Below are 17,415 nucleotides of genomic sequence, written 5' to 3'. Positions count from 1 at the left end.
GAACGAACTTTATAAGAAAAACAGCGAGTTGCAAATCGAAGTTTAAAATTTCGAAAAAATCTTAAAAACACTCGCTTTTGAATCAACTATAATTTAAACTTTTGATAACAAGTCGGTAATCTCTAAATTGATTAACCACACGTTCTTTGCCCAAAAAACTATGGATATATTTTTATACGTATTTGCGGCGCTATTTTCGGTAATAAATCCTTTGGGAACCGTGCCCGTATTTGTAGGGTTAACGAGTGATGAAAGCCCGCAGGAACGAAACAAAACGTCGCTTTTAACCACAACGAACGTAATTGTAATTTTAATAATTTCTTTTTTCGCTGGAACCTATTTGCTAGATTTCTTCGGAATAAGTTTAAATGCTTTGCGCATTGCAGGGGGAATGATAATCGTTACTTCGGGCTTTGCATTGTTGACGGGAACTTTTTCAAAACACAAAGGAATGAAGAACAAACGGGTGAAAAAAGATTTGGACAAACGCGAAAAATTTTCGTTAACACCACTGGCAATCCCAATGCTCGCAGGGCCGGGATCTATTTCGCTATTAATTACTTTTAATCAGAAATACCAAACAACAAATGAAATTGTATTTGTAATTTTAGCAGTATTGGCCGTTGGTTTCGCCACTTTTATAATTTTGCGAAGTTCGCATTACATCAGTACGTTTTTGGGAGCTTCGGGCATAAATGCTATTTCGCGAATTGTTGGGTTTATTGTAATATCTATTGGTGTAGAATATATAAGCGCGGCCGTAATTTCTATTTTTAAAACTATAATCGCTTAAAATTTAGCGGCGGTTTTTAAGCAACGCACCAGCTATCAAAGCTAAAACACCAATGCCAATCATTCCCAAAGTTTGATTTGTTATCCCCTCTTTGGCATTGACCTCCAAAGGCCCAATATCTAATACTTGCTGTGGCACAAAGGCGTTGTAAAGACCAAATACAATTAAGATGACTCCCACAATTAGCAATACCATTTTTAAAATTTTCATAGAAATTTATTTGTTTGGTTGAATTCTTAAAGATAGCCTTTTACAAATTATTTAATATAGGAACTTAACGGCTTTTTAACTCTTGTTTAAATATTATGACATATCTTTAAACAAATTATACAATATTGAAAATTCTACTTACAGGCGCCAATGGCTATATTGGCATGCGACTCTTACCCGAATTACTTGAAAACGGACACGAAGTAATTTGTGCTGTACGCGATAAAAATAGATTGCCAATTGACCCACAAACTACAAAAAATGTGAGTGTTGCTGAAGTAGATTTTGCCGAAGAAGTCAATACCGAATCTTTCCCAAAAGACATAGACGCGGCGTATTATTTAATACATTCCATGAGCGGCTCCACCAAGGATTTTGAAGAAATGGAGGCGCGTTCAGCTACTAACTTTAATAAATACATGGCGGTCACTCGGGTGAAACAAGTTATTTATTTAAGCGGAATAATTAACGAAGATCAACTCTCAAAACACCTTTCTTCCCGAAAAAAAGTAGAAGAAATTTTATACGATGGAAATTATCACCTCACCGTTTTACGTGCTGGAATTGTGGTTGGTAGCGGAAGTTCTTCATTTGAAATAATACGCGATTTGTGCGAAAAATTGCCAATAATGATTGCGCCTAAATGGTTAAAGACCAAAATTCAACCAATAGCGGTTCGCGATGTTATTGCTTTTCTTTACGGTGTTTTAGATAACGAAAAATGTTTCAACCAGTCCTTTGATGTTGGTGGTCCCGATGTTTTAACCTACAAAGAAATGTTAGAGATATATTCAGAAATTCGCGGGTTAAAACTGTGGATAATTCCGGTGCCAGTTATGTCGCCACGGCTGTCTTCGTACTGGTTGTATTTTGTTACTTCAACTTCGTATAAATTGGCGGTAAACCTTGTGGACAGTATGAAAATGGAGGTGGTTGCTCGTGATAATAAACTTCAGGAAATTTTGCAGATGCAACCCATTTCATACGAAGAAGCAATTAAAAAAGCTTTTATTAAAATTGAACAAAACCTTGTTATTTCTAGCTGGAAAGATTCATTGACCTCGGGAAGAATTTCAAATTTAAAAGAATATATACAAGTGCCTAAATACGGGTGTTTAAAAGATGAACAAACTATAAATGTGGTTGATCCCGAGAAAGCTTTAAACAACATTTGGGCAATAGGCGGTAACAGAGGGTGGTACTACGCAAACTCACTTTGGAAAATTCGCGGCTTGGTTGATAAACTTGTTGGAGGTGTTGGATTAAGACGCGGAAGAACACATCCCGATAAAATTTATACGGGAGATGTTTTAGATTTTTGGCGTGTAATTTACGCCGATAGGGAGAGCAAAAGGCTACTACTTTTCGCCGAAATGAAACTTCCCGGCGAGGCTTGGTTAGAATTCTGTATAAACGATAAAAACCAATTAGTACAAACGGCAACCTTTAGACCCAAAGGAATTTGGGGGCGTTTATACTGGTATTTGATGTTTCCTTTTCATTACTTTATATTTGACGGAATGATTAAAAGGCTAGCCACCTTTAATCAAAAAGAGAAAAGTTGAAACTACTAAAATTTCCAAAAAACAATCCATTACTCGCCCTATCAATGGGTTTGTTATTATTCTTCTCTTTTTTTTTATACGCCGAAACACTCGCTACGTATAACGGCATTGAAAGCCTATCGCTTTGGGTTCGGAACTATTTTGGTCCTTTCTATTTATATTTAGGATTGGGATGCGTTTTATTGCTGATTGGGATTGCGTTTTCCAGTTGGGGCAAAATAAAATTAGGACTCCCTGCAGACAAACCTGCATTTTCTCGTTTAGAATGGATAGCAATGTTGTACAGTGCTGGAATGGGCGCAGGAATTTTGCTACGAGCCGTTCAGGAGCCGGTTTTTATGCAACAGAATCCGCCTTTAGCAACTGCGGTTTCGGCAGATATAATCGCGCTCGAATTCACATTTTATCAATGGGGTTTTACGGCTTGGGCTTTTTATGCGGTATTTGCGCTGGCAGCGGGATTGGCGTTATTTCACAAAAAATTGCCCGTTGCCACCAGCAACACATTTGCAACTCTTTTCCCTATTAAAACAAAAAGTTTTTGGAATAACAACTTCCTCTTATTTATAGATGTACTTACCATTTTAACTACAATTTTTGGTTTGGTTGCGGCGGTGGGTTTGGGCGCGTCACAAATAAAGGGCGGTTTAAATCATCTATTTAATGCAAGCTTGGACTACCGCATTATTATTGCCTTAGTAGTTTTAATTGGAATTTTCTCGTTAATTTCAGCTTTAAGCGGTGTAAATAAAGGTATCAAACGAATTTCAACTTTAAACATTTACTGTACGGTAGCCTTGCTTTTCTTCGTTTTTCTGCAAAGTGATATGCTCTTAATTCTGAAGAATTTTCTGTATGCTTTTTACAGATATGTTGTAGATTTTATTCCACTGAGTTTGGCTATAGGCAAGTACAATCCGGGAGAAGTATTTTTAACCGATTGGACGTATTATTACTGGGCGTTTTGGCTGGCTTGGGCACCATTTACAGGAATATTTATTGCAAGAATTTCAAAAGGCAGAACGCTTCGGGAAATTATAATTGGTGTATTATTGATTCCTTCGTTGGGAAGTTTTTTCTGGTTTACCGTTTTTGGACAATCAGCGTTTGAACTTATTGCAAGTTGGAACAGTTATGAAGGAGAGTTTGGAAATGTTTTCACTTCTATTTTTGTATTTCTAGAAAACTATCCGTTGCAATCAGTTGTTAACGGTTTGGTGATTTTATTGCTGATGAGCTTTTTGGTAACTTCGGTAGATTCGGCAATTTATGTTCTGGGAATGTTTATCGATAAAGGGAACCCAAACCCAAGCAAAAAACAACGCTGGATGTGGGGAATAATCTTAACCATTTTTTCTGTCGGAATCGTCCTTTTGGGTCACGCCAAGGAAGACACAAATGTATTAACTGCAGTCCAAAAATTATTGATCATCACTTCTCTCCCATTGAGTTTACTGATGATAGTAATGATAGGGATTTGGCTTTATGATATTTCAAAAATAAAAAAAGCCTAATTCCACCAAAAGTTATGTCGCGCTATTTATACAGATTTAAGTACAGCTTGCTTGGGAAGAAAAACTTCAGCCATCATACAACGGGCGCTCCCGCCGCCGCAGGTTTCAATGGTTGTGAGATCGCTACTTAATATTTCGCAATGTTTTTCAATAGCTGCAATTTGTTCTTTGTTTAAACTTTCATGCGCTGCCGCACTCATCACCAAATATTTTTTGTCGTTGCCCTGCAATTGAAGCATATTACCAGCAAAATGGTGCATTTGTGCTTCGGTAATTGCAATAATTTCTTTTCTGTCTTTTTTTAGATGCTTTACTACATTTTTCTTTTCGACAGCATCGTCTATAGAGTCTAGACAAATAACACAAAAATTTTCGGCCAAACACATCATTACATTGGTGTGATATATTGGCACACGATTGCCATCAACCGTTTGGTTTGCAGTAAAAATTACAGGTGAATATTCAAAATCTTCGCAGAACTCAATAACCAATTCCTCATCTGCGCGGGGAGAAAGGGCGCAATATGCTTTGTAATTTACACGATCTAACAACAAACTACCCGTGCCTTCAAGAAAAAAACCTTCATCTTCGGCAGATGTGTAATCGTAGATGTTATTAATTTTAAAACCCTCATTCTCTAAACGAATTAAAATCTCTTCACGTCTTTCGCGACGGCGGTTTTCGGCAAACATTGGGTACAAACCTATATCGCCATTACTGTGAAAACTTATCCAGTTATTGGGGAAAATAGAATCTGGCGTATCCATTCGTAAGTCGTCATTTTCAACGATAACATTAACACCAACCGCACGAAGTTTTTCAACAAAAGTATCGAACTCTACTTGTGCTTTCGAATTAATTTCAGCATTTTTTAGAGCTATATCTTCCTGAAAAAAATTATTTACAGCCGTTTGTTCGTTCATACGGAACGCAACTGGGCGTATCATTACGATTGTATCTGTTATTTGTTTTGCCAATTTAAGAAATTTTAGGCTGCAAATTTAAGTGAATTTCTGCAGGGAAAAATACTTTTAAATAGGTAAATTGATTTAAGAAAACATAAATTTCGAAAAAGGATTTTTTTCGCTTTTCTCTTCTTAATTTTTAATTTAAGCCTTATGTGTTTACACTTTTATTTTAAGAATGGAATTACAAAGCAATACCACTGAAAATTTATAAAAAAGACTTGGTGTTTCATTAAGTTAAGCACTTAAAAAATCGTCGTCTAGAATAGAGCCTCCATATTCTGAAAGCAGTTTTTGATAATAATTAGTCTGAAGTTTGCCATTTTCCAGACAGCCAGCTAATGTTTCCGATAAACTTGAGTATGACAGTTTATCTGCCACCGCTTCTTTCATATTAAAAAGCCTTACAGGGCTAGTAGTTAAAGGCTTAGAATTCCAGATTGAAATTAATTTTTCATCGTAATCAATTTTAACCTCCACGGCATTGAAAGAAAACAACAATAATGCTTTGTGAAATTTCTGAAATTCCGCACTCGGAAATGCATCGAAGTCACAACTGTAATTAATGAGACTCCGCATTCGCCTTTGTAGTATTTTTTCGCTGTTTCCCATATCCAAATTTATCTATCTAAAAAGATACTTAAATTTGGTGTTTCATTCTTTTTGAAACTGTACTTTAGCGTGAGTTTAACTCACAATGATGGGTTGCGTTAAAGAAATTAGGAAAGTAAATAAAATTTAATTTTTATCCTGTAGGCCTTGGCTATCCCAATTGAGAAATCCGCCTTCCATATCGTAAATTTCCTTAAAACCCATTTCTTTCATAATTTGGGCTGCTTTTGCACTCCTTTTTCCGCTTCGACAGTATAAATATACAGGCTCGTCTTTGTTTAACTTTGCAACTTTCTCCCTAAAATCATCGTCGGTTACGCAAATATTTTGTGCAGTTTCAAGATGATCTTCGCCATATTCCTCTTTCGTGCGCACATCAATTAACTGTAAATTTCCACTGTCTCTAACTGCGTTATAAACCTCTTCCGGAGAGATTACTGTAACTTCCTGTGCTGTGCTATTTTCTTTACAAGCCGTAAAAAAAAGTAGCGTCGTTAATCCAAAAACAAAAAATAATTTTTTCATATTATTACAGGTTTAATGATTTAGTTCACCTTCCCATTCCATAATTCCGCCTTTCAAATTATAAGCATTTTTCACACCAACGGAATTTAACAACATACAAGCTTGTCCACTTCTACCGCCCGATCGGCAATAAACATAGTAATTTTTTTCTGGATCCAATTCTTTGGCGCGTTCAAGAAATTCTGCCCCGTTGTAAATATCAATCTGTGCTGCTCCTGGAATATATCCTTCTTCAAATTCAGCATCGGTACGAACATCAATAATAACTGCATTATCATCCTTTTCAAGTTGTTCTCTCCACTGTTCTTGTGTTAAATCTGCCATAGTAAAAATTTTTAGCAAAAATAAGGATTACTATTTAAGTGAAACTAAATTTCAAAAAATTATTATAAGATTTACAATTTTTGAAAAAACCTTTCTATATTTGACGTTTCAAACTATGAACACATTCACAATAAATACTTGGTGGTGGAAAAACTTACGGAAAACCTCGTGAGCAGAACACCTATAGTATAAAACATATACAAAAAGGCTTGTCATTCACGACAAGCCTTTTTTTATTCCCGCGCAGGCGGGAATCTCAAGACCACAGAACAATAAAAAATGGAAATAGAAAATAAAAAATATTCCTTAAAAACCCATTCAAAAAAACTATTGGCAGATACGCTCACGCCAGTATCGGTTTATTTGCGGCTTCGCGATAAGTTTCCGAATAGTCTATTGCTCGAAAGTAGCGACTATCACGCGAACGACAATAGTTTCAGCTACATCTGCTTCAACCCAATTGCATCTATAAAAGTTGAAAATGAAACCATATTTCAGCATTTTCCAGATGGAAAAACAACCATTACAGAAATAACAAAAACCATAAATATTCCGAAGGTGCTTGATGAATTTGCCGCTTCATTTTCTTCGGAAGAGAGCAAATTTAAATTCATAAACAATGGCCTTTTCGGCTTTATGACTTTTGATGCAGTTCGCTATTTTGAAGATATTCAAATTTCAAAAAAAGAAGAAAACCTTGAAATGCCCGATTTGTTTTATGCGGTTTATCAAAACATAATTGCGATAAATCATTTTAATAATGAAGCCTATATTTTCGCACATACTTTTGAAGCCGAAAACAATATTCCGCAGATTGAACAAATTTTAAAATCGAAAAGTTTTGCCGAATATCCGTTTGAAAGAAATGGCGAGCGAACCACAAACTTGAACGATGAAGATTTTAAAGCTCTGGTGCGAAAATGCAAAGAACATTGCCAACGCGGCGATGTTTTCCAAATAGTCCCCAGCAAACGTTTTTCGCAGAAATTTTCAGGCGACGAATTCAATGTTTACAGGGCTTTGCGAAGTGTAAACCCTTCGCCATATTTGTTCTATTTTGACTATGGGAATTTTAAAATATTCGGAAGCTCACCCGAAGCCCAGTTGGTTGTAAAAGGAAACACCGCCGAAATCCACCCCATCGCAGGCACTTTTAAACGCACCGGAAGCGACGAGCAGGATGCCGAGCTCGCCAAAAAACTTTCCGAAGACAAAAAAGAAAACAGCGAACACGTGATGCTGGTTGACTTAGCGCGGAACGATTTAAGCCGCCACGGCACAAAGGTGAAAGTTGAAACCTACCGCGAAGTTCAGTTTTTTTCACATGTAATACATTTGGTGAGCAAAGTTACGGCCACTAAAAATGCCCAGACTTCAACAATGCAAATTGTTGCAGACACTTTTCCTGCGGGAACTTTAAGCGGTGCGCCAAAACACAAAGCATTGCAATTGCTAGAAAAATACGAAAACCGTAGTCGCGAGTTTTATGGCGGCGCCATTGGTTTTATGGATTTCAGCGGTAACTTTAACCACGCTATAATCATCCGTTCATTTGTAAGTAAAAATCACACCTTGCATTATCAAGCCGGTGCCGGAGTGGTTTCAGAAAGCAACGAAGAAAACGAATTACAGGAAGTTTACAACAAATTAGGCGCATTGACGAAAGCGCTGGAACTAGCTGAAAGTATATAAATATGAAAATATTAGTAATAGACAATTACGACAGTTTTGTGTACAATTTGGTTCACTATTTAGAGGAACTGGATTGCGAAGTAACCGTAAAGCGAAACGATACGTTTTATTTGGAAGAAGCTGAAAACTATGATAAAATTCTACTTTCTCCGGGCCCAGGGATACCGGATGAAGCAGGTTTGCTGAAAGAGTTAATTCAAAAATATGCTACTTCAAAACCAATACTCGGAGTGTGTTTGGGACAACAAGCCATCGGTGAAGTATTTGGCGGAAAGTTGGAAAACTTGAGCAAGGTTTTTCACGGGGTTTCCACAAAAGCAACCATTTTAAAAGCAGAAGAACCACTTTTTAAAGGGCTGGAAAAACAAATAGAAATTGGTCGTTACCACAGTTGGGTTGTTTCAAAAGAAGGGTTTCCGGAGGTTTTGGAAATTACTTCCGTTGACGAAAACGGACAAATAATGTCCCTCCGTCATAAAATTTATAATGTTTGTGGCGTACAATTTCACCCCGAAAGTGTGCTAACACCAATGGGGAAACAGATTATTAAAAATTGGGTGGAAAGTTGAAAAAGTATTCAGTATTCAATGGCAGTTGCTAGTGATTTCAACTAAACCTATAAACTTTTAAACTCCAACACTTAAAATGAAGCATATTTTAAATAGATTAATAAACCACGAACAACTCAGCAAAGAACAGGCGCGCACTGTGTTGGTAAATATTTCCGAAGGCAAATACAATCAAAGTCAGATAGCCGCATTTTTAACGGTTTATATGATGCGAAACGTTAGTTTGGAAGAGCTGGAAGGCTTTCGCGATGCCTTGTTAGACTTGTGTTTGTCGGTAGATTTCAGCGAGTATAACGCTGTTGATTTATGCGGCACAGGTGGCGATGGTAAAAACACATTTAATATTTCAACTTTAGCGTCTTTCGTTACGGCCGGCGCTGGAGTAAAAGTTACCAAACACGGAAATTACGGAGTTTCTTCAGTGAGTGGCAGCAGTAACGTAATGGAAGCTTTGGGAGTGAAATTCAGTAATAAAAAAGACGTTTTAAAGCGCAGTTTAGACGAAGCCGGAATTTGTGTTCTGCACGCGCCACTCTTCCACCCGGCAATGAAAAATGTCGCGCCAATCCGAAGAGAATTGGGTGTAAAAACATTTTTTAATATGCTCGGTCCAATGGTAAATCCTGCCTTTCCGAAAAATCAATTAGTAGGCGTTTTCGATCTGGAATTGGCTAGAATGTACGGCTACCTTTATCAAAAAAGCGAAAAAAATTATGCCGTACTACACGCGATGGATGGTTACGATGAAATTTCGTTGACGGGCCCGGTAAAAGTGATTTCAAAGAATTCAGAAAACATTTTAAATGCCGAAGATTTTGGCGTGAAACAAATTGAACAATCTGAAATATTTGGCGGTGAAACAGTAAAAGCTTCCGCAGAAATATTTTTGAATATTTTAAACGGCAAAGGCTCCGAAACCCAAAACAATGTGGTTTGTGCCAACGCAGCGCTAGCAATTTCAATAGTTGAAAACTGCTCAATAAAAGATAGTTTTCAAAAAGCACAGGAATCGTTGCAATCAAAAAATGCATTGAATTCATTGAAAAAATTACAACAATTATCGGTGATTAATTAGTTAAAACTGTCACCCTGAGCCCAGACGAAGGGACGAATCAACGAATCCCGAATTAACAAATCACGAATCCCAAAATGACAATTTTAGATAAAATTACAGCTTATAAACGTAGCGAAGTTGCTGCTAAAAAAGAAGCAATTCCTGTACGCTTGCTGGAAAAATTTCCATTGTTTGCCAAAGAAACTAAATCATTGGCAGCAGCTTTGCGCAATTCAACCACAGGAATTATCGCCGAACACAAACGCCGCTCGCCAAGCAAAGCGGTGATAAATGACAAGGTTTTGATGCACGAAGTGGTTTCGGGTTATGAAAGTGCGGGCGCCAAAGGAATTTCGGTATTAACAGATTCCAACTTTTTTGGCGGCTCGTTAGACGATCTTTTGGTGGCCGAAAAAACGGTTTCCATCCCAATGCTACGGAAGGAATTTATCATCGATCCCTATCAAATTTACGAGGCAAAAGCTTACGGTGCGGACGCGATTTTATTGATTGCCGCTTGTCTTTCTGCGGAAGAATTGAAGCAGTATTCGCATTTGGCAAAAAGCTTAAAATTAGATGTTTTGTTGGAAGTTCACAACCTGGAAGAGCTTCAAAAATCGATGTTGCCAAATGTAGCAATGATTGGCGTTAATAACCGAAACTTGAAAAATTTTAAAGTGAGCATCGATATCAGTAAAAAATTATCTCAAGAAATTCCAACCGATTTTGTGAAAATTTCCGAAAGCGGAATCAGCGATGTTGAAACAATAAAAGAGTTGAGAACATACGGTTTTGAAGGATTTTTAATAGGCGAAAATTTTATGAAGACCGAAAAACCCGGCGAAACTGCGAAACAATTTATAGAAAATCTAAGATGAAAACATTGCTGAAAGTCTGCGGAATGAAACACAACGTTGCTGAAGTTGCAGAACTTCAGCCAGACTATTTGGGTTTTATTTTTTATGAAAAAAGTCCGCGGTTTTTTGATGGCGAAGAAATCCCTTCACTTCCACTCGGAACTAAAAAGGTTGGAATTTTTGTCAATGAACAAATTTCAAAAGTAATTGCTCTGTCAATAAAACATTCGCTGGATGTAATTCAACTTCACGGCGAGGAAAGCAAAGAATACTTGCTCGATCTGCACGCCAAACTTACTTTATATTATCCCGAAGTCGTGGTTTGGAAAGCTTTCAGTATTGACGATAATTTCGACTTTAACCAATTATCAATTTTTGAAAATAAAGTGGATGCTTTTCTTTTCGACACAAAAGGAAGAGAAAAAGGTGGCAACGGTTTTACCTTTAATTGGGAAATTCTAAAAAACTACACTTTAAAAAAGCCTTTCATTTTAAGTGGCGGCATCGGATTGGAAGAGATTTTTGCACTAAAAGAATTGCTAAAAACAGACCTTCCCATTTACGGGATTGATGTAAATAGCAAGTTTGAAATTGAACCGGGACTAAAAAATATTGAAGATTTAAAAAAGTTTAAAAATGAATTATAATGTAAACGAGAAAGGTTATTACGGCGAATTTGGGGGAGCCTATATTCCCGAAATGCTTTATCCAAATGTGGAAGAATTACGGCAAAATTATTTGAAAGTAATGGCTGAAGAATCTTTTCAAAAAGAATTTCACCAATTGCTGAAAGACTATGTGGGACGCCCAACGCCGCTGTATTTTGCAAAACGTCTTTCAGAAAAACACAGTACAAAAATCTATTTAAAACGCGAAGACCTTTGTCACACAGGCGCACACAAAGTAAACAACACCATCGGCCAGATTTTAATGGCAAAGCGGTTGGGCAAAACCCGTATTATTGCCGAAACCGGCGCAGGACAACACGGCGTTGCAACTGCAACCGTCTGCGCATTGATGGGTTTGGAATGCATTGTTTTTATGGGTGAAACTGATATAAAACGACAAGCACCAAATGTAGCTCGAATGAAAATGTTGGGCGCAAAAGTGATTCCCGCTTCAAGCGGCAGCAAAACCTTAAAAGACGCTACAAACGAAGCTATTCGCGATTGGATAAATAATCCGTTGGATACACATTATATTATTGGTAGCGTAGTTGGCCCACATCCGTATCCAGATATGGTTGCGCGTTTTCAAAGTATAATTTCCGAAGAAATAAAAGTTCAACTTAACGAAAAAGAAGATCGAGAAAATCCAGATTTCGTTGTGGCTTGTGTTGGCGGTGGCAGTAATGCTGCTGGCGCATTTTACCATTATTTAAACAAACCCGAAGTTGGCATTATTGCAGTGGAAGCGGCGGGAAAAGGCATTGACAGTGGCGAAAGCGCAGCAACTTCGGCTTTAGGAAACACCGGAATTATCCACGGCAGCAAAACGCTGTTGATGCAAACGCCTGATGGACAGATTACCGAACCCTACTCAATTTCCGCAGGACTGGATTATCCGGGAGTTGGGCCGATGCACGCCAATCTTTTTGCCAGCGGCAGAGGCGTATTTATTTCAGTTACCGATAATGAAGCTATGCAGGCTGGACTAAAACTTTGCAAACTGGAAGGCATAATCCCCGCAATTGAAAGTAGCCATGCGCTCGCGATTTTTGAAACGAGAAAATTTAAAAAAGACGATGTGGTCGTTGTAAATTTAAGCGGACGCGGAGATAAAGATTTAGACACTTATATAAATTATTTTAAACTGTAAATTAAAGACCTAACAGGTTTTTAAAACCTATGAATAGAATCTCAGATAAATTCAAGAACAATAAAAAGCTTCTTTCAATCTACTTCACCGCAGGTTATCCAAAATTGGATGATACCGTTGAAATTCTTCAGCAATTGGAAAAAGATGGAGTCGATTTGGTTGAAATAGGCTTGCCATTCAGCGATCCATTGGCGGATGGGCCCACTATTCAAGCAAGTTCACAAACTGCTTTACAAAACGGGATGACCACAGAATTACTTTTTCGGCAATTGAAAGATGTGCGAAAAACGGTTTCAATTCCGCTTATAATTATGGGGTATTTCAATCCTATCCTTCAATTTGGCGTTGAAAATTTCTGTGAAAAATGTGCAGAAATAGGCATCGACGGCTTGATACTTCCGGATCTCCCGTTGGCTGAATTTGAAGAACATTATGCCGAAATTTTTAAAAAGTACGGCTTGCTGAACATCTTTTTAATTACACCGCATACTTCTGAAGAACGAATACTTCAAATTGATGCCGCTTCCGAAGGTTTTATTTATATGGTTAGTCGCGCGAGTGTTACTGGAAATTCGGCTGGTTTTGGAGCTGAAACAGAAGAATATTTCGAAAGAGTAGCTTCACTTCAACTTAAAAATCCGCAGATTGTTGGTTTCGGAATAAATAATTCAGAAACCTTTCAGCAAGCAACAAAACACACCAATGGCGCTATAATTGGCAGTGCTTTTATAAAAATGCTTTCGGAAAAAGGAAAGGATGGTATTTCGGCATTTGTTAATTCCATCCGGAAGGTTTAACCTTTATTTAGCAAGGTTTTAAGGGTGTTTTAGGTTTTATATTATTACTTTAGAATTTCATTCTTAAATAAGAAAAACGACAAGATTATGGAAAAGAAATTTGAAAGAAAGAAAGAACAGAAAAATCCTACGAACCCAACAGGGAATATTAACCAAAAACCCAATGAGTTTGACATTGATGAAAAAACCATCAAAAAACAACAGAACAAGAAGTAATGGGTAAAGGAGATAAAAAGACAAAGCGCGGAAAAATAAGTATTGGGTCTTATGGCAAGTTACGTCCAAAGCGTAATAAATTTAGAATAAAACCCTTGCCTACCAAAGACGCGCAAAAAAAAGAAGCTTAAAATAAATTGGTTTTTTCCTTTAAGCTGACGAAGAAGGTATTTAAGAACATTTTTTGTACTTGAATACCTTTTTTTATTTTAAAACTGGACCACTTTACAATTTTTTAATAATTTCCCGCTTCAGGGGTAATGGGCTTCACTATCTTTGCAACTTAACGATATTTATTTAAATGAATCAACCCGTTTCTGGATTTTCAAAGAAATCTAAAGCTGAAAAAATTGAATGGCTTGCAGAAAATTACCTGCAAAACAATTTACGTTCTGTTCAAGTTTTAAAAAATTATTGGAATGACGACCCATCATTACAGCAACTTCACGACGATTTTATTGAAAATACCCTTTCCAATTATTACTTGCCGTTTGGCATAGCACCCAACTTTTTAATTAATGAAAAACTGTATGCTTTGCCTATGGTTACTGAAGAAAGTTCAGTTGTCGCCGCTGCTAGTAATGCTGCCAAATTTTGGTTGGAACGCGGCGGGTTTAAAGCTGAAGTTATTTCCACCGAAAAAAACGGGCAAATACATTTTAACTTCTTCGGAAGTGAAAAGGTAATCGAAGCCTTTTTTGAAGAAATAAAACCGAAACTTCACAGCAGCATTCAAGCGATCGAAAAAAATATGAAGGCTCGCGGCGGCGGACTGTTAGCGCTTTCGTTAGTTGACAAATCGCATATTTTAGAAGGTTATTTTCATATTCACGCTACTTTTGAAACCTTAGATGCTATGGGTGCCAACTTCATCAACACTTGTTTGGAGCAGATGGCGCATACTTTTGAAGAAGAAGCACGGAATTTTGAAGCCTTTCAGAAAAAAGTTACCTATCCTGAGGTTGTGATGAGCATCCTTTCTAACTACGTGCCCGAATGTTTGGTACGTGCCGAGGTAAGTTGCAATGTGGAAGAACTTACCACAAAACATCACGAAGGAAAACACTTTGCCGAAAAGTTTGTGCGCGCAATTGAAATCGCAAAAACTGAAACGCGACGCGCCGTAACCCACAATAAGGGGATTATGAACGGTGTAGACGCAGTAGTTTTGGCAACCGGAAATGATTTTCGCGCCGTTGAAGCCGGAGTACACGCCTATGCCGCCCGCAACAGCTATTACAGCAGTTTAACGCACGCCAAAATTGAAGATGACGTTTTTACCTTTTGGATTGAATTGCCTTTGGCAGTTGGAACTGTTGGCGGATTAACATCGCTTCATCCGTTGACGAAACTGGCTTTTGAGATTCTTCAAAAACCCGACGCGAAGGAATTGATGCAGATATTGGCTGTGGCGGGACTTGCTCAAAATTTTGCCGCCATCCGCTCGCTGGTTACAACTGGAATTCAAAAAGGGCATATGAAAATGCATTTGATGAATATTTTAAATCAACTACACGCTACCGAAGCTGAAAAGGAAAAGGCGATGGAACATTTTATGAAAAACACTATTTCTCATAGTGCAGTCGTGGATTTTTTGGGAAAGTTGAGATTGTAAAATATTGATTTTTAACTGTACTCATAATTATGGAAATAATTTGGACAGGCCGAGCGTTATATAATTATAACAAGAACATTGCTTATCTTTTGGAAGAATGGTTTTTTTTGATAAAATCCTTAACCTCCTCACTTGTTTTGGTATTTCCTTCTTTATAGTCCTTTCTTCCTTTTTCAATGCCCTCAAGCATTTCATTTAGGTATGCTTCTTTTGGGAATAACAAGTTGGTTAAAACTTCAACTTCATTATTAGTGAAAGTATTTTCCTTTAATTTACGATACATTGTAGGTTTGCTGATATTTAATTTTTTCACGAAAAAATCAAGTTTATAGTCCGAATTTTCGATCTTTGGCAAACTATCTATGTACGAATTATATTTCTTAACTAAAGTTATCATAATTTAATACTATATGTTTTAAATATTTCATCATATTTAATCAATATTTTGAAAAAAACATTGCACAGCAACGGCAAATTATTACTCACCGGCGAATACGTGGTGCTGGATGGCGCAACGGCATTGGCCATTCCAACTAAATATGGGCAATTTTTGGAAGTTGATACTTTTAAAAAGAAAGCAATTCATTGGAAAAGTTTTGATGAAAAAGGTGCAGTTTGGTTTGAAGATTTCTTCGATTTAAAAAATTTTGAATTTAAGAATGAAGGCGATAAAATTTCGAAAACCCTTTCAAAAATACTTCGCGAAGCCAGAAAACTGAATCCGGATTTTCTTTCGGAGGACGAAGGAATTCAAGTTACTACAAAGCTGGAGTTCCCCCGTAATTGGGGCTTGGGCACTTCTTCCACTTTAATAAACAACATTGCGCAATGGGCAAATGTCAATGCTTTTCAGCTTTTAAAGCACAGTTTTGGTGGCAGTGGTTACGATATTGCAGCAGCCCAAAATAACGTTCCTGTTTTATATGAATTTAAAAATGAAACGCCAGAATTCAAAGAAGTATCACTTCCGTGGAACTTTAAAGCCAACTTATTCTTCGTTTATTTAAACCAAAAACAGGACAGTAAAGAAGGTATTTCGCAATATCGAAAAAACGAAGTTGACGAAAAAATTGTTCAAAAAATTTCAGCAATTAGCAGAAAATTGCCGAATTGTAATTCGCTTTCAGAATTTGAAAAGTTGATGAATTTACACGAACAACTTATTTCAGAAATCATAAAATCGCCCACAATAAAAGAACAGTTATTCAACGATTATCCGCATACCATTAAAAGTTTAGGCGCTTGGGGCGGCGATTTTGTTCTGGCAACTGGAGCTGAAAAAGACATGGATTATTTCAGAAAAAAAGGGTTTAAGACTGTTATTCCCTTTAGTAAAATGATATACTAAAATGAAATATATATTACTCATTGTATCGCTCCTTTTCAGCAACCTCTTACTATCGCAAGTAAAAGTGTATTCGGGCAATTCAACTTACAGTAGCGATATAATCTGCAACATCAAGGATGGCAAGGTTTATAAGAAAAACTCAAACTATTCAAGCGATATACTTTGTAAGATTTTGGGTAGCAAAATTTATGATAAAAACTCAAATTATTCAAGTGATATTCTTTTCAACATACAAGATGGGAAGGTTTACAAAGGCAATTCAAATTATACGAGCGACGTCTTTATGAACATTAAAGATGGCAAGGTTTACAAAGAAAATTCAAATTACTCCAGCGACATTTTACTGAATATAAAGGACGGAAAAGCATACGATGGCAATTCAAATTATAGCAGCGACGTTTTATTTACAATAGATTCTATGGTTTCTTTGGAAGAGTTTGTGGCTATTTTTTATGTCTTTAAGTATGTGTATTAATAGTATTGAATTAATTAATTTACTTCAATTTTGTCTATTAGTGAGTAATTTATAAATAAAATTTCATTTTCATACTTGCGCGAAAAAACAAAAAACCAATGAATTTTTCGAGAAACAAAGCCTCTTCTCTTGACTTACACGGATATTTCAATAAAAGTTTGCAATCATTAGCGGCCTTGGTGAAATTTGTTTTGAAGTAATGGGTAGTATGTTGAATCAATCGTATTTCCGCGTTTGGAGTCTCGCCAACGTAATAACGACGAAGTTGTTGCGAATAGATTATATAAAGGCAGTGCATCTTCCTGCATAATTTTTGTGGCAACTCCAACCCCGAAGCCTGAAGAGAACTAAGGGAAACTCCCCAAAAAAACAAAAGAGGCTGTCTAAAAAGGGCAGCCTTTTTTCATGGTCAATCAGCATAAATTTCGTATCTTCATGCCATGAAAGCAAGCCCTGTATGGAAGAC

Annotated in this window: 23 protein-coding genes; 15 read left to right on the top strand and 8 right to left on the bottom strand. The window is 36.9% G+C overall.

All coding sequences use genetic code 11. The annotated features are described in order from the left end of the window. The first annotated feature begins 160 nt into the window (after positions 1 to 160). Positions 161 to 793 (top strand): MarC family protein, encoded by a 633-nt coding sequence (locus tag K8089_RS09640; RefSeq protein ID WP_237603072.1) that lies wholly within the window; start codon positions 161 to 163, stop codon positions 791 to 793. A gap of 3 nt (positions 794 to 796) precedes the next feature. Here the strand turns inward: K8089_RS09640 and K8089_RS09635 are convergent, their stop codons facing one another. Then, positions 797 to 1,003, bottom strand: a complete 207-nt coding sequence (locus K8089_RS09635; protein ID WP_237603071.1) for a hypothetical protein — start codon at positions 1,001 to 1,003, stop codon at positions 797 to 799. Between the two features lie 125 nt (positions 1,004 to 1,128). On the opposite strand from K8089_RS09635, the gene K8089_RS09630 reads away from it, so the two are divergent. Both K8089_RS09630 and K8089_RS09625 read left to right on the top strand, forming a co-directional pair. Continuing rightward, complete coding sequence (locus K8089_RS09630) at positions 1,129 to 2,568, top strand: SDR family oxidoreductase (protein ID WP_237603070.1); 1,440 nt, start codon at positions 1,129 to 1,131, stop codon at positions 2,566 to 2,568. Further along, positions 2,565 to 4,082, top strand: coding sequence for a BCCT family transporter (locus K8089_RS09625; protein WP_338149244.1), 1,518 nt, complete (start codon positions 2,565 to 2,567; stop codon positions 4,080 to 4,082). Before K8089_RS09630 ends, K8089_RS09625 begins: the two co-directional genes overlap by 4 nt. A 26-nt stretch (positions 4,083 to 4,108) precedes the next feature. On the opposite strand, the gene ctlX is transcribed toward K8089_RS09625, so the two are convergent. From ctlX to K8089_RS09605, 4 genes are all read right to left on the bottom strand, one after another. Beyond that, on the bottom strand, positions 4,109 to 5,029 hold the full coding sequence (gene ctlX, locus K8089_RS09620; RefSeq protein ID WP_237603122.1) for a citrulline utilization hydrolase CtlX: 921 nt from the start codon (positions 5,027 to 5,029) through the stop codon (positions 4,109 to 4,111). A 255-nt stretch (positions 5,030 to 5,284) separates the two neighbouring features. After that, positions 5,285 to 5,626, bottom strand: a complete 342-nt coding sequence (locus tag K8089_RS09615) for a hypothetical protein (RefSeq protein ID WP_237603069.1) — start codon at positions 5,624 to 5,626, stop codon at positions 5,285 to 5,287. Between the two features lie 159 nt (positions 5,627 to 5,785). Further along, a complete protein-coding gene (locus K8089_RS09610) occupies positions 5,786 to 6,184 on the bottom strand; it encodes a rhodanese-like domain-containing protein (protein WP_237603068.1) in 399 nt (132 codons plus the stop codon). 12 nt (positions 6,185 to 6,196) lie between these two features. Further along, on the bottom strand, positions 6,197 to 6,508 hold the full coding sequence (locus K8089_RS09605) for a rhodanese-like domain-containing protein (RefSeq protein ID WP_237603067.1): 312 nt from the start codon (positions 6,506 to 6,508) through the stop codon (positions 6,197 to 6,199). A gap of 279 nt (positions 6,509 to 6,787) precedes the next feature. Here K8089_RS09605 and K8089_RS09600 point away from each other — a divergent pair, with 279 nt between their 5' ends. The 10 genes from K8089_RS09600 to K8089_RS09560 all read left to right on the top strand — a co-directional run bounded on the left by K8089_RS09600 (position 6,788) and on the right by K8089_RS09560 (position 15,126). Beyond that, positions 6,788 to 8,200, top strand: coding sequence for an anthranilate synthase component I family protein (locus tag K8089_RS09600; RefSeq protein ID WP_237603066.1), 1,413 nt, complete (start codon positions 6,788 to 6,790; stop codon positions 8,198 to 8,200). Positions 8,201 to 8,202: 2 nt separating this feature from the next. Then, the gene (locus K8089_RS09595) at positions 8,203 to 8,769 is read left to right on the top strand and encodes an anthranilate synthase component II (RefSeq protein WP_237603065.1); all 567 of its coding nucleotides are present in this window, start codon (positions 8,203 to 8,205) and stop codon (positions 8,767 to 8,769) included. A gap of 76 nt (positions 8,770 to 8,845) precedes the next feature. Continuing rightward, a complete protein-coding gene (trpD, locus tag K8089_RS09590; protein WP_237603064.1) occupies positions 8,846 to 9,844 on the top strand; it encodes an anthranilate phosphoribosyltransferase in 999 nt (332 codons plus the stop codon). Between the two features lie 74 nt (positions 9,845 to 9,918). Continuing rightward, entirely contained in the window at positions 9,919 to 10,701 is a 783-nt protein-coding gene (gene trpC / locus K8089_RS09585; RefSeq protein WP_237603063.1) for an indole-3-glycerol phosphate synthase TrpC, read from the top strand. Beyond that, positions 10,698 to 11,327, top strand: a complete 630-nt coding sequence (locus K8089_RS09580; RefSeq protein ID WP_237603062.1) for a phosphoribosylanthranilate isomerase — start codon at positions 10,698 to 10,700, stop codon at positions 11,325 to 11,327. Before trpC ends, K8089_RS09580 begins: the two co-directional genes overlap by 4 nt. Then, positions 11,317 to 12,498 (top strand): tryptophan synthase subunit beta, encoded by a 1,182-nt coding sequence (gene trpB, locus K8089_RS09575; RefSeq protein WP_237603061.1) that lies wholly within the window; start codon positions 11,317 to 11,319, stop codon positions 12,496 to 12,498. Before K8089_RS09580 ends, trpB begins: the two co-directional genes overlap by 11 nt. A 29-nt stretch (positions 12,499 to 12,527) precedes the next feature. Continuing rightward, positions 12,528 to 13,295 carry a tryptophan synthase subunit alpha gene (trpA, locus tag K8089_RS09570; RefSeq protein ID WP_237603060.1) on the top strand — a complete coding sequence of 256 codons (768 nt, stop codon included), beginning with the start codon at positions 12,528 to 12,530 and terminating at the stop codon, positions 13,293 to 13,295. An 87-nt stretch (positions 13,296 to 13,382) separates the two neighbouring features. Continuing rightward, complete coding sequence (locus K8089_RS16520; RefSeq protein ID WP_262913917.1) at positions 13,383 to 13,511, top strand: hypothetical protein; 129 nt, start codon at positions 13,383 to 13,385, stop codon at positions 13,509 to 13,511. Beyond that, the gene (locus tag K8089_RS09565; RefSeq protein WP_237603059.1) at positions 13,511 to 13,642 is read left to right on the top strand and encodes a 30S ribosomal protein THX; all 132 of its coding nucleotides are present in this window, start codon (positions 13,511 to 13,513) and stop codon (positions 13,640 to 13,642) included. The genes K8089_RS16520 and K8089_RS09565 overlap by 1 nt, the downstream gene beginning before the upstream one ends. A gap of 170 nt (positions 13,643 to 13,812) precedes the next feature. Next, a complete protein-coding gene (locus K8089_RS09560; protein ID WP_237603058.1) occupies positions 13,813 to 15,126 on the top strand; it encodes a hydroxymethylglutaryl-CoA reductase, degradative in 1,314 nt (437 codons plus the stop codon). 82 nt (positions 15,127 to 15,208) lie between these two features. Here the strand turns inward: K8089_RS09560 and K8089_RS09555 are convergent, their stop codons facing one another. Next, positions 15,209 to 15,523 (bottom strand): hypothetical protein, encoded by a 315-nt coding sequence (locus K8089_RS09555; RefSeq protein ID WP_237603057.1) that lies wholly within the window; start codon positions 15,521 to 15,523, stop codon positions 15,209 to 15,211. A gap of 48 nt (positions 15,524 to 15,571) precedes the next feature. Between K8089_RS09555 and K8089_RS09550 the strand changes: the two genes are divergently transcribed. After that, on the top strand, positions 15,572 to 16,474 hold the full coding sequence (locus K8089_RS09550) for a GYDIA family GHMP kinase (RefSeq protein WP_237603056.1): 903 nt from the start codon (positions 15,572 to 15,574) through the stop codon (positions 16,472 to 16,474). 1 nt (position 16,475) lies between these two features. Further along, a complete protein-coding gene (locus K8089_RS09545) occupies positions 16,476 to 16,949 on the top strand; it encodes a hypothetical protein (protein ID WP_237603055.1) in 474 nt (157 codons plus the stop codon). A 49-nt stretch (positions 16,950 to 16,998) separates the two neighbouring features. Here K8089_RS09545 and K8089_RS16700 read toward each other — a convergent pair whose 3' ends face one another. Together K8089_RS16700 and K8089_RS09540 are read right to left on the bottom strand one after the other, a co-directional pair. Continuing rightward, positions 16,999 to 17,247 (bottom strand): GIY-YIG nuclease family protein, encoded by a 249-nt coding sequence (locus K8089_RS16700; protein WP_407932388.1) that lies wholly within the window; start codon positions 17,245 to 17,247, stop codon positions 16,999 to 17,001. After that, positions 17,229 to 17,415: hypothetical protein (locus K8089_RS09540; protein WP_237603054.1), on the bottom strand; the 187-nt coding region annotated here is incomplete at its 5' end. The genes K8089_RS09540 and K8089_RS16700, both read right to left, overlap by 19 nt.

The organism is Aequorivita vitellina (assembly GCF_022008365.1).
GTDB classification, from domain to species: Bacteria; Bacteroidota; Bacteroidia; order Flavobacteriales; family Flavobacteriaceae; genus Aequorivita; species Aequorivita vitellina.
Note: the sequence above shows the minus strand (reverse complement) of the source record. Positions and strands in the feature narration are given on the sequence as shown.

Excerpts from the sequence above, each read along its gene's own strand:
- K8089_RS09555 (WP_237603057.1), bottom strand. The coding sequence starts at position 15,523 with ATGATAACTTTAGTTAAGAAATATAATTCGTACATAGATAGTTTGCCA.
- trpD (WP_237603064.1), top strand. The coding sequence starts at position 8,846 with ATGAAGCATATTTTAAATAGATTAATAAACCACGAACAACTCAGCAAA.
- trpA (WP_237603060.1), top strand. The coding sequence starts at position 12,528 with ATGAATAGAATCTCAGATAAATTCAAGAACAATAAAAAGCTTCTTTCA.
- K8089_RS09595 (WP_237603065.1), top strand. The coding sequence starts at position 8,203 with ATGAAAATATTAGTAATAGACAATTACGACAGTTTTGTGTACAATTTG.
- K8089_RS09580 (WP_237603062.1), top strand. The coding sequence starts at position 10,698 with ATGAAAACATTGCTGAAAGTCTGCGGAATGAAACACAACGTTGCTGAA.
- K8089_RS09615 (WP_237603069.1), bottom strand. The coding sequence starts at position 5,626 with ATGCGGAGTCTCATTAATTACAGTTGTGACTTCGATGCATTTCCGAGT.
- trpC (WP_237603063.1), top strand. The coding sequence starts at position 9,919 with ATGACAATTTTAGATAAAATTACAGCTTATAAACGTAGCGAAGTTGCT.
- K8089_RS09560 (WP_237603058.1), top strand. The coding sequence starts at position 13,813 with ATGAATCAACCCGTTTCTGGATTTTCAAAGAAATCTAAAGCTGAAAAA.
- K8089_RS09640 (WP_237603072.1), top strand. The coding sequence starts at position 161 with ATGGATATATTTTTATACGTATTTGCGGCGCTATTTTCGGTAATAAAT.
- K8089_RS09610 (WP_237603068.1), bottom strand. The coding sequence starts at position 6,184 with ATGAAAAAATTATTTTTTGTTTTTGGATTAACGACGCTACTTTTTTTT.
- trpB (WP_237603061.1), top strand. The coding sequence starts at position 11,317 with ATGAATTATAATGTAAACGAGAAAGGTTATTACGGCGAATTTGGGGGA.
- K8089_RS16700 (WP_407932388.1), bottom strand. The coding sequence starts at position 17,247 with ATGCACTGCCTTTATATAATCTATTCGCAACAACTTCGTCGTTATTAC.
- K8089_RS16520 (WP_262913917.1), top strand. The coding sequence starts at position 13,383 with ATGGAAAAGAAATTTGAAAGAAAGAAAGAACAGAAAAATCCTACGAAC.
- K8089_RS09605 (WP_237603067.1), bottom strand. The coding sequence starts at position 6,508 with ATGGCAGATTTAACACAAGAACAGTGGAGAGAACAACTTGAAAAGGAT.
- K8089_RS09600 (WP_237603066.1), top strand. The coding sequence starts at position 6,788 with ATGGAAATAGAAAATAAAAAATATTCCTTAAAAACCCATTCAAAAAAA.
- K8089_RS09635 (WP_237603071.1), bottom strand. The coding sequence starts at position 1,003 with ATGAAAATTTTAAAAATGGTATTGCTAATTGTGGGAGTCATCTTAATT.
- ctlX (WP_237603122.1), bottom strand. The coding sequence starts at position 5,029 with ATGATACGCCCAGTTGCGTTCCGTATGAACGAACAAACGGCTGTAAAT.
- K8089_RS09565 (WP_237603059.1), top strand. The coding sequence starts at position 13,511 with ATGGGTAAAGGAGATAAAAAGACAAAGCGCGGAAAAATAAGTATTGGG.
- K8089_RS09545 (WP_237603055.1), top strand. The coding sequence starts at position 16,476 with ATGAAATATATATTACTCATTGTATCGCTCCTTTTCAGCAACCTCTTA.